This is a genomic window from Paractinoplanes atraurantiacus (genome assembly GCF_900215205.1).
GTDB lineage: Bacteria > Actinomycetota > Actinomycetes > Mycobacteriales > Micromonosporaceae > Actinoplanes > Actinoplanes atraurantiacus.
Window position 1 is genome coordinate 117684 of record NZ_OBDY01000001.1, and the last position, 10487, is coordinate 128170.

The window sequence follows — 10487 nt, forward strand, 5'->3', positions numbered from 1 at the left end:
CAGCGCGCAGCGTCCTCTCAGGAAGCACGCGACAGGTATCCCAGAAGCGCGGCCACGTCATTGGTGTTCATGCCGACTGACGAGTCTGGTTCTTCCTCGAGGTCGCTCAGCTGGAGAACGTCTGGATCGTCGAGAATCCCGCCCATGAAGCGGAGCTTGTCCGCCAGCCGAGCGGCTACCAGCTCGTCGATCGTCTCATTGGCGACCAGGATGCGAATGCGTGTTTCGGTTCCCGGGGCGAGTCCGAGCCGGTGGATGCGATCCTGGCTTTGCAAGAAGCGCCCGGCGGCAAAATCGCGATCTAGGTATACCGCTTCATGACACTCGTGGTGCAAGCTGACGCCCTCGCCGAGCGTGGCTGGGTTTGACAGCAGGACCATGCAATCGTCGTCCTCGCGGAATCGCCTCAGCTGCTCGGTGCGATCTAGGGTTCCCCCATGGACCACGGCGGGACTGTACGCCTTCAGCAATTCCTCGAGGGACGTCAGATTGCGCACAAAAGTGGACCAGACAATCGTCTTGCGGCCACGTGCAGAGTTGTCCGAAACGATCTTCAGCGCGGCTTGGTACTTCGGAGCGAGCTCGTATGCAGGAAGGTCTCGCATGAGTTCGGAGAGAGAGGAGTCGGCCGGTGGAATGAGTGGCGGAACTCTATAGGGCAGCGGGTCGTACCGGCTCGCACCCGGCGCTAGGAGGGCCGGCGTCGTTGCCGCCATCAGTAGGTAAAGCGTGATCCGCCCGAGCGCCTCAATCTCGTCGCTGCCGGATCGCACTCGCCGGGACACCTGCCCGAGCAGCGCGTCGTACAATTCGCGGTGCAGTGGCGACAGGTCTACTGGAACGGTTTTGATGTCGACGTCTGGCAGATGAAGCTGTGCCTTGGTCGTCCGGACGAAGAGCGGCCGCAGCTTCTGACTCGCCGTCCGAAGGTCATTGCCAGCGATTGCCCGAGATACGGCTCGCCGGCCTTGGCCTGGCCAAACGAAGGACATCAAGTTTTCTAGATCCCGCGGCCCGTTCGGTGCGGGTGTTCCGGTGAGGATGAGACGGTGTGCCGCGTATGGGCCGAGCGCCAGACAAACGGATCCCCAAGCGCCGGCTGCCCCCAGCTTCATTCGATGTGCCTCGTCGAGGACGAGCATGGAGGTCCGCGCCTTCAACCAGTTCAATAGAGCGGCACGTGCATCGGGGAGCCGCTCGTAGTTGATAAGAACGATGTCCGCTTGCGGGACGGTCGAGGTATCCATGGCGGCGACCCTTGGAGCCGCTTCCGGGGAGTAGCAGACGAGGGTCTCATTCTGCCAGCTTTCCTGCGCCGACTTTGGGCACACGACCAGCATGCGCTGGACGAGACCGCGATCGCGGCGCGCTTGGAAGAGCGCCAGGCCCATCCGGGTCTTACCGGCGCCGGGGACGCTGAAATTGGCTCCGTGAGAGAGGCCTGCCAGTTTGACGAGATGCTCAAGTTGAAGATCGTTTAGGTTGCCGATCCATCCACCGCCGAGTAAGTCGCCCGGCGATGGAGGTGTGCTCGCGCGTTCCCCTGTGCCGGACAGCACGGCCGCGGCCGTGGAGGCATCCGCGTTGTTTTGCTCGACCAAGGCGAGTAGCTCGGGCTGCCAGCGCACATTGCCGTGATCGCCAGCCGGCCAATGGGACAGCTCGTCGAGGTTGACTAAGAAATCATCAATGTCGACGTCGATAGCCGTGAGACTGATGCTCGTCGCGGTTGGTAGCCGGCCACGTAGTGCCTGCAGGGCGCGGCTCATGGGCTCATCGCAGGTGAGCTCAATTCGTCCTGCGACCGTCGAGAAACGAAGGTCAAGCATCAGGAGGCGTCGTCCTTGAGCGTGGTTGCTCCGCGCAGCCATGCCAAGCCAGGCCGATCCTGTGCCTTCTCGGCCGAGCGAAGTACGAGCTGGGCGAGCTTGGTGATGCTGACCTGCAGCTGGCTTAGGGCGTCGTCCAGATCATCCGCGTCGAAGTTGGCGGTGGCCCGGGCTTCAGCCACGGCCGAGGCGGCGAGATCGAGACTCTCGGCCGCATCGGTGAGCCGCTCTACGGCGGCGTAGCGGCGCTTTGTGACCCTGCTGTTCTTTCCGGCCTTGTCCAGCGCCGAGTCGAATGCCTCGTCGATGTTCTTCAGCTCCTTGCTCGCTTCCGCGAGCTTTTCCGGAGTCACGAGTGCCGGGGACAGCTCCGTCGCCTTTGCCTTCAGGATCGACGTGGTCCACGACTTTAGCTTTTCGAGCTCGGCACTCGGCGGGGAAGTGGTGATCGACGTGCCCGGGATTGCTTTCGGGGCGGCTGTAGCCACGATATCCGGCACGATTCTCTTGAGATACTTCCGAGTGAAGTCTGCATCGATGAGGCGAAGGTCGGTCTTGGACTTGTCAAGCACCATAGCCGCGAGACGCTGCTCCTTCAGGGCCTCCGCCTGATCTGGAGAGTTGGCCTTTAGCACATTCCATGCCCGGTATAGCTCCTCCAGCTGACCCTGGTCGGACTCGAAGTCAATGAGCCGCATCGACAGCTCCGCGCCGGCGGTCCCGGCGGAACGGCTGCGTTCGATGGCCTCCCGGACGAACTGAAGAATCCAGACATTTCTCTCGAAAGTCGCCGCCTTCATCCGGAATGCTCGCTGGATCTTGACCGGCGGATGGCCGGAAGCTACGCGCTCGTCTATTGCAAGCAGAAGGTTCATGAAGGAGTAGTCGCGCCGGTGATCCTTGCGCAACTGGAGCGCGAGTTCGATGCCCTGAATGTCGTCCAGCCCGGCATCCTTTGGCAGGACTGCGACACGGATGTTCTCAGAGCCCAGCTCTTTTAGTGCGGCCCGGCGCGTATTGCCGTTGATCAGAACCCCGGACCGCGTGATGATGCCAGGCTCGTTCTGGCCGTGTTCGCGCAAGTCCTCCTTCAGGGCGTCGAAGCTCGGATCTGTCTTCCCCGGATCTGTCGGACTTCCCATGAGCAAGTCATGGAGGTACTTCTGTGCCGTCTGTCCGTAAGGGTCCATTTCCAGCGCTCTGTCGCGCTCGGGGTCCAACGCCCGTTGTGCTCTGATCCGGTGCGTGTTGGGGTTATAGGTCAGCAGATTGATCGGCATCTGAATCACAGGCAGCGGCAGGGGACGGTCGCGGTACTCAATGGACAGTGTTTCCAGGAGGCCTGACTTATCGAGAGCGTCGAGGCGCAGCTCAACCACGTTTTGAACATCCACGGCGTTTGCTGGACCGGGCAGAATCACGGATGTGTCCCCATTCGTGGTGGCGCTGGTGTGCTCCGAGATCATCGTCGTCTCCCAATCGAGGGTCAAGGACGCTGCCGACGGGTCGCGCCGCAATGCGAGTATGACGGTCATGACCCGACTTGATTGGCGTAACACGAGCCTGTCCGGCCGCAAGCGCATAGCTCTCTGGCTGCATACCGAAGTGCGGCAAGGAGGCGTCTTCACTAAGCAGCAGATGCGCACAGCGCTGAGCACTGCGGACAAGGAGGAGCAGGACGAGCAGCTCGATCGCCGAATGCGGGACCTCCGTGACGAAGGTTGGGTCATCTCGACTAACCGCGAAGATCGTTCGCTGGCGCTGAAGGAACTTCGCCTGGTCCAGGAAGGCGGGGCGGTGTGGCAAGACGGTTACCAGTCGCGCAAACCCAAGGTCCCGACGGCCAAGGAGCGCGCTGCAATCTTTGCTGCGGATGACTACGCCTGTCGCTTCTGTGGTACAAGCGCTGGCGATACCTATCCCGAAGACGCTCTGCGCACAGCGAAGCTAACGTTGTCGATGGGAGACTCCGGTTTGGTGACGTCATGTGATCGTTGCCGGGCGGGAACGCCGGAGGTCGGCACCACTGATGACATCTTGGAAGCGGCGTCGGAGTTGACCGCCGAGGAACAAGCTGTTTTGAGGCATTGGGTGTTCCAAGGCCGTCGGCCCAAGAGTTCGCTTACCAGGGTGTGGGCTCGGTACAACCAGCTATCCGCCACCGAACGGCGGGCTTTCGCCGCTGAGCTGAGACGTCGCTAGGCGCCCTGCTGTGTTCGAACCTCATCTTGAGGGTCGGATAGCGTGAGCAGGGGACACCGACTGGCTAAGGGGAGCACGTGGAGCTGTTGCACTCGGGGAAGATTCGGGAGATCTACGCCGATGGGGAGGACATCCTTCTCGTCGCGTCGGATCGGATCTCGATCTATGACGTCGTGCTTCCCACGGCTATCCCGGACAAGGGGAAGATCCTCACCCAGCTGTCGCTCTGGTGGTTCGAGCAGCTTGCTGACGTGGTGCCGAACCACATCATCTCCAGCACCGATGTTCCCGCTGAGTGGGCCGGCCGTGCCGTGCGGTGTGAGCGGCTCGACATGGTCATGGTCGAGTGCATCGCGCGGGGCTATCTCGCCGGGTCGGGGCTCAAGGACTACGAGCGGGACGGCGCCGTCTCCGGTGTGGTGCTTCCGCCGGGGCTGATCGAAGGGTCTCAGCTTCCTGAGCCGATCTTCACGCCTAGCAGCAAGGTGCCGCCGGGGCAGGGGCATGACGAGCCCATGACCTACGGCGATGTCGAGGCGAAGCTCGGGGCCGAGCGGGCGGCCGAGCTCAAGCGGATCACGCTCGAGGTGTACCGGCGGGGGTCGGAGATCGCGGCGGCCAAGGGGATCATCATCGCGGACACCAAGATCGAGCTTGGGGTGGCCAAGGATGGTTCTTTGAAGCTGGCCGACGAGTTGCTCACCCCGGATGCCGCCCGGTTCTGGTCGGCCGACGAGTGGAAGCCGGGTGGCACGCAGCGCTACCTCGACAAGCAGTTCCTGCGGGACTGGGCCACCCACAACACTGACTGGGACCGTACCGAGCCGGGACCGGAGATTCCGGACAAGGTGGTCGAAGCGACCCGTAACCGGTACGTCGAGGTCTACGAGCGGCTTACTGGGGACAAGTGGCGGTAAAAGGCCCCGGAGGACTTGTTGAAGAGGTACGTGCCGTAGCCGACGGCCAGCACCGCCATCAGCACGCCCGTCCAGCCGCCGAAGACGATGCACAGCGGGGCGATCGTCCACAGCAGAACCGCCAGGGCGATCCGCAGTCGGCGCCTGGGCCGGCTCATCCGGTCCACGCGCCGGCAGAAGCGGGGGTCCTTCTCGCGCAGCTGGGTCACCAAGCCGTCGAAGGCGGCCTTGTCAGTGGGATCGAGCACGGCTGACCACCTCCGAGAGGGATGCCGGACGGGCGCATAGATACCCACCACCGTGTGCCTAAAAACGTACGCTGCGTCACCTGGCACACCTACGATCAACGAGTGGATTACGGTCACCCGCTCGAATTCGGGACGTTCATCACTCCCGTCAACAATCCGCCCAGGGCCGCTGTCGCTCGCGCGCAGCTCAGTGAGCAGCTCGGCTTCGACCTGGTCACGTTCCAGGACCACCCGTACCAGCCGGCGTTCCTGGACACGTGGACGCTGCTGAGCTGGGTGGCCGCGCAGACCGAGACGATCCACCTGGCCGGCAACGTGCTCAACGTGCCGATGCGGCCGGCCCCGGTCCTGGCCCGTGCCGCCGCCAGCCTCGACCTGCTCTCCGGCGGGCGGCTGGCGCTCGGTCTCGGCGCCGGCGCCTTCTGGGACGCCATGGTCGCCATGGGCTTTCCCCGGCGTACGCCCGGCGAGTCGGTGGAGCAGCTCGGCGAGGCCATCGACGTCATCCGCGAGCTGTGGAACGAGGCCGAGACCAAACATTTGCGCTACGACGGCACCTACTACGAACTGGCCGGGGCCAAGCGCGGGCCGGCGCCCGAGCATGAGGTGCCGATCTGGGTGGGCGCCTACAAACCGCGGATGCTGCGCCTCGTGGGGGCCAAGGCCGACGGGTGGCTGCCGTCACTCTCGTACCTCAAATCGGGTGATCTCGCCCGGGGAAATGAGCTGATCGACGAGGCGGCCACGACCGCGGGTCGTGATCCGCGGGAGATCCGGCGGCTGCTCAACATCGGCGGGCCGGGCAAGTCGCCCGAGGAGTGGATCGGCGAGCTCGTCCCGATGGCGCTGGAGAACGGCGTCGCCACCTTCATCCTCGGCACCGACGACCCGCAGGAGATGCAGCGTTTCGCGGCCGAGGTGATTCCGGCGGTGCGGGAGGCGGTCGGGCGGGAACGTGCCCGCGAGGGGGTGACGACCGGGCCGGTGCGCAGCGCCGCCGTGCTCGCGCAGCGGCGGGACGACATCGACTACGACGGTCTGCCGCCTTCGCTGTCGGCCGTCGAGCCCGGCGATTTCGGGTACGCCAAGGTGCGCTCCACCTACATGCGTGGTGGCTCGCCGGGTCTGGTGATCCAGCCGCGCGACGCCGGGCAGGTGGCCGAGGCGATCGCTTTCGCCAAGGAGCAAAAAGTTCCTTTGGCCGTACGCAGCGGCGGGCACGGCATCAGCGGACGGTCCACGAACGACGGTGGCATCGTGATCGACCTGTCGTCCATGCGGGAGATCACCGTCCTGTCGGCCGAGCATCGCCTGGTGCGGGTCGAGGCCGGCGCCCGCTGGAAGGACGTGGCCGCGGTGCTGGCGCCGCACGGGTGGGCGCTGAGCAGTGGCGACTACGGCGGCGTGGGCGTGGGTGGCCTGGCCACCGCCGGCGGCATCGGCTGGCTGGCCCGCGAGCACGGGCTGACCATCGACCATGTGCGGGCGGCGGAGATGGTGCTCGCCGACGGCCGCCAGGTCCGGGTCAGCGATGAGGAGAACCAAGAGCTTTATTGGGCCGTACGGGGTGCCGGCGCCAATTTCGGCATCGTGACCGCGTTCGAGTTCGAGGTGAACGAGATCGGCGATGTCGGCTTCGGCCAGTTCGTGTTCGAGGCGTCGGACGCGGCCGGGCTGCTGCGGGCGTGGGGCGAGGCGATGGAGGCGGCGCCGCGCGACGTCACCACCAACCTGATCATGGGGCCGCCACGCCGGGGGCAATCCTTGGCCCAGGTGTACGGGGTGGTCGACGCCGTGAAGCCGGAGACCATCATCGAGCGGTTCACGCCGGTCGCGCAGATCGCGCCGCTGCTCGACCAGCAGGTGCAGCTGGTGCCGTACGCCGGTGTGATGAACGTGCCCGACGCGACCCACGAGGGGCAGGGCGAGCCGGTGGCCCGCTCGGGCCTGATCGACCATCTGACGCCGGAGTTCTGCGACGCGGCGGCCGAGCTGCTCAGCTCGGGAACGGTCTACTTCTTCCAGGTGCGCTCGGTCGGCGGAGCCGTCGCCGATGTGCCGGAGGACGCCACCGCCTATTCGCACCGATCGGCCAACTTCTCAGTCGTCGCTTTCGGCTCATCAAAGGACGAAATGGATGAAAAGTGGGCGGCGATGGGGTCCCACTTCCGGGGTCTCTATCTCTCGTTCGAGACCGACCAGAGCCCCGAACGTGTGCACGAAGCGTGGCCGGAGAAGTCGCTGGCCCGGCTGCGAGCCCTGAAGAAGCAGTACGACCCGGCCAACGTCTTCCGGGACAACTTCAACATCGACCCGGTGGGGTGACACGCGAAAGAGCACCCGCCCGATGGGCGAGTGCTCAGGTGTGGCGGCGCGCTAGGAGCGGCTGGTGGCGGTCGCGGCGTGGGTGACGCCGCATGTGGGGCACGGGTTGTTGGTCTGGCGGAGGCGCCAGCCCAGCCACACGCCCGACAGGAGGCTCAGGAGGCCGACGACAGCGGCGACCGTGACGGCGCCGGTCATGCGGCCGAGTGGCGCAGCGGAAGGCCGGACTGGGTGTAGAGGCTGCCGCGGCCGGGGAACGGCTGGCGGCGGTCGACCGCCGGGTCCTCGGACGAGCGGGCCGTCACGTACGGCGCGGTGAAGGTGTCGACGCCGGTGCCGAGGTGGGCGCCGGGGCGATAGGTGACAGTCACCGCGCGAGGCGAAGCCGCCTCGATCACGCCGGCCCGCCAGCCGTCGCGGTAGACCCACACCCGGTCGGACGGGTGGTAGCTGTCGGCGGGCGCGACGTCCGCCGGGTCTCGCTGGGGTGGGGCGATGGTGGGGGTAGCGGTCGGTGCCGTGGACATCGAGTGGACCCTCCCAGATCTCGTCAGACACGGACGTCGGGGCGGAAATCACCGCCACCAGGCCCCCGCATCGGCCGAGAAGCCGAACTTTCAGCACGCTCTGTCAGCAATCGGTGCGTGTCTGTCAGCTATCATCCTCGCCGACAGGTGCGTTCGCAAGGCCGGATGCACGTGCATCCGCAGGGGGCGAATGCTTCGGGCGTTGCGCTCGGGTTGTTTCGCCGTGGAGGATCTCCCCCTTAGGATGCTTGGGGACTGCGGCCGGCAGCCCACACACAGCTATGACGAGGAGTCAGGTGAGCGCGGGTACGCAGCAGGAGGAGGCGCCGAGCGGCGGCCCTACCGTCCTGCGCATCCTGCTCGGCACGCAGTTGCGCAAGCTCCGCGAAGCCAAGGGGATCACCCGTGAGGACGCCGGGTGGGAGATCCGGGCCTCCGGCTCGAAGATCAGTCGCATGGAGCTCGGCCGGGTCAGCTTCAAGGAGCGTGACGTCAACGACCTGCTGACCCTGTACGGGGTCAACGACGCCGCCGAGCGGGAATCGCTGCTCGTGCTGGCGCGGCAGGCCAACAACCCCGGCTGGTGGCAGCAGTTCAGTGATGTCATGCCCGGGTGGTTCCAGTCCTATCTGGGCCTCGAGGCGGCGGCGACGCTGATCCGTACGTACGAGATCCAGTTCGTTCCTGGTCTGCTCCAGACGGCCGACTACGCGCGCGCGGTGATCATGCTGGGCCACGCCGGTGTCACGCCGGAGGAGATCGACCGCCGGGTCGACCTGCGCCGGCAGCGCCAGGCGATCCTCGACCGGCCCACCGACGCGCCACAGCTCTGGGCGGTGATCGACGAGGCGGTGCTGCGCCGGCCGATCGGCGGCATCGACGTGATGCGGGCCCAGATCGAGTTCCTGATCGAGGCGGCCAAGAAGCCGAACGTCCGGCTGCAGATCATCCCGTTCCACGCCGGCGGTCACGCCGCCGCGGGCGGGCCGTTCGCGATCCTGCGCTTCCCCGAGCCGGAGCTGCCCGACGTCGTCTACGTCGAGCAGCTGACCAGCGCGATCTATCTGGACAAGCGCGAGGACGTCGACCAGTACGCAATGGCCATGGAGCGGGTCTGCATCGACGCCGAGCCGCCGAACCACACGCCGGAGATCCTCGGCAAGCTGCTGCACGAGATCGGCCGACCGGCCTGACGGGCTTTTTTCGGGTTTCACACTAGAGGCGTACGAGCTGCAGTCTCGTACGCCTCTAGTTTTTGGTCTTTTGACCGTCTGAGTCTCAGGCGAGCAGGTTGTCGAAGTCGCCGTCGCGAACTCCGCCCAGGAACGCCTCGATCTCGGCCGGGGTGTAGATCAGGGCCGGGCCCTCGGGGTCCCGAGAGTTGCGCATGGCCACATCACCGTTCGGGAGAACGGCAGCCTCGACGCAGTTGCCGCTGGGGTTGCTGCGCCGGCTCTTCTGCCAGGTGACACCCTCCAACTGCCCGGCGGGGATGCCGTTAACCGCGTGCGTCATGTGAAGCTCCCTTGGTTTGCTCCGGTCGGGGATCGTCCGGAGGCAGATGCTCTCCAGTGAGCAATCAATGCCTCACACGTTGTGCAAATGCACGTGCATTTGGCCTTGCGTACTCACGGGATTGTGAGCATGATAACGCACGTACGCACTCTCTTGGGGGTCACTAAGGGTGACATCTTTGAGTGACTGATCGGTCGCGGAAACGGCGTCTGCGGCCTCGGCGCGAGGCTCCTTGGCGGGGGCGTCCGAGCGAGAGGTACCACAATGTCCGTTCCCAACATCGGTCCCGAGCACTTCGACCAGGGCGACCCCGACACGGCCGAGGGGTCGCGCCGGGGCAACCCGGCTCCGCTCTATCGAGATGAGACGGTGACCGACGACGTGGCCGCGGCAACGACCCGCGCCAGCGCTGTCACGCACCGTTTTGGTGGTATCAGGTATGCCCTGTCCCGCCCCGGCACGCCGGCGGCCGACCCAGGGACGTCCACAGAGGAGGGTGGTTCCGACAGGGGTGAGTGATCACGCTCGCCGCCGTCGCGATGATGCTCGAGGCGCCGCACTCCGAGCGCCTCAATCGAGCGGTCACTCGCTGTCGGCGGGGGCACGGCGTGATTACGCGCCGTGTGCGCCGACCGATGGATTTTCTCGTGGAAGCTGCCTGGTGGATACCCGCTATTGGCGCGATGTAAACAACTGAATTCGTGGGTGTGACGCCGTAACACCCGCTCCCGCGCCCTTGAGGGCGCCGCCAGGCTCCGGCCGGGCGGTCCGGTTCCCCCGTGCCGGATCGCTCGGCCGGTTGGCTTCGCGCCTCGGGCGCGGTTCGGGCGGCTCGGGCGCGGCTCGGGCGGCTCGGGTGGCTCGGGCGCGGCTCGGGCGGCTCGGGTGGCTCGGGCGCGGCTCGGGCGGCTCGGGTGGCTCGGG

At 65.9% G+C, this 10487-nt stretch carries 11 protein-coding genes; 5 read left to right on the top strand and 6 right to left on the bottom strand.

Features of this window, described 5'->3' with window-relative positions:
• Positions 1–17: 17 nt before the first annotated feature.
• Both CRP55_RS00490 and CRP55_RS00495 read right to left on the bottom strand, forming a co-directional pair.
• On the bottom strand, positions 18–1829 hold the full coding sequence (locus CRP55_RS00490; RefSeq protein ID WP_179854957.1) for a DEAD/DEAH box helicase: 1812 nt from the start codon (positions 1827–1829) through the stop codon (positions 18–20).
• Entirely contained in the window at positions 1829–3364 is a 1536-nt protein-coding gene (locus CRP55_RS00495) for a ParB N-terminal domain-containing protein (protein WP_179854958.1), read from the bottom strand. Before CRP55_RS00495 ends, CRP55_RS00490 begins: the two co-directional genes overlap by 1 nt.
• On the opposite strand from CRP55_RS00495, the gene CRP55_RS52685 reads away from it, so the two are divergent.
• The gene (locus tag CRP55_RS52685) at positions 3363–4031 is read left to right on the top strand and encodes a KpnI family restriction enzyme N-terminal domain-containing protein (RefSeq protein WP_179854959.1); all 669 of its coding nucleotides are present in this window, start codon (positions 3363–3365) and stop codon (positions 4029–4031) included. The two genes, CRP55_RS00495 and CRP55_RS52685, sit on opposite strands and share 2 nt — an antisense overlap.
• Before the next feature lie 77 nt (positions 4032–4108).
• Positions 4109–4948, top strand: a complete 840-nt coding sequence (locus CRP55_RS00505) for a phosphoribosylaminoimidazolesuccinocarboxamide synthase (protein WP_097317470.1) — start codon at positions 4109–4111, stop codon at positions 4946–4948.
• Here the strand turns inward: CRP55_RS00505 and CRP55_RS52690 are convergent.
• Positions 4915–5196 carry a DUF3040 domain-containing protein gene (locus CRP55_RS52690; protein ID WP_179854960.1) on the bottom strand — a complete coding sequence of 94 codons (282 nt, stop codon included), beginning with the start codon at positions 5194–5196 and terminating at the stop codon, positions 4915–4917. The genes CRP55_RS00505 and CRP55_RS52690 overlap by 34 nt on opposite strands.
• Before the next feature lie 102 nt (positions 5197–5298).
• Between CRP55_RS52690 and CRP55_RS00515 the strand changes: the two genes are divergently transcribed.
• On the top strand, positions 5299–7521 hold the full coding sequence (locus CRP55_RS00515) for an LLM class flavin-dependent oxidoreductase (RefSeq protein ID WP_245922711.1): 2223 nt from the start codon (positions 5299–5301) through the stop codon (positions 7519–7521).
• A 51-nt stretch (positions 7522–7572) separates the two neighbouring features.
• Here CRP55_RS00515 and CRP55_RS52695 read toward each other — a convergent pair whose 3' ends face one another.
• Positions 7573–7719 (bottom strand): hypothetical protein, encoded by a 147-nt coding sequence (locus tag CRP55_RS52695; protein WP_179854962.1) that lies wholly within the window; start codon positions 7717–7719, stop codon positions 7573–7575.
• Positions 7716–8048: a hypothetical protein gene (locus tag CRP55_RS00520; protein WP_245922712.1), complete on the bottom strand. Its 333-nt coding sequence runs from the start codon at positions 8046–8048 to the stop codon at positions 7716–7718. Before CRP55_RS00520 ends, CRP55_RS52695 begins: the two co-directional genes overlap by 4 nt.
• Positions 8049–8329: 281 nt before the next feature.
• On the opposite strand from CRP55_RS00520, the gene CRP55_RS00525 reads away from it, so the two are divergent.
• Positions 8330–9241, top strand: a complete 912-nt coding sequence (locus tag CRP55_RS00525; RefSeq protein ID WP_179854963.1) for a Sco1979 family transcriptional regulator — start codon at positions 8330–8332, stop codon at positions 9239–9241.
• An 85-nt stretch (positions 9242–9326) separates the two neighbouring features.
• On the opposite strand, the gene CRP55_RS00530 is transcribed toward CRP55_RS00525, so the two are convergent.
• Positions 9327–9563 carry a DUF397 domain-containing protein gene (locus CRP55_RS00530; protein ID WP_097317473.1) on the bottom strand — a complete coding sequence of 79 codons (237 nt, stop codon included), beginning with the start codon at positions 9561–9563 and terminating at the stop codon, positions 9327–9329.
• A 264-nt stretch (positions 9564–9827) separates the two neighbouring features.
• On the opposite strand from CRP55_RS00530, the gene CRP55_RS00535 reads away from it, so the two are divergent.
• Complete coding sequence (locus tag CRP55_RS00535) at positions 9828–10082, top strand: hypothetical protein (RefSeq protein WP_097317474.1); 255 nt, start codon at positions 9828–9830, stop codon at positions 10080–10082.
• The last annotated feature ends 405 nt before the right edge of the window (positions 10083–10487 follow it).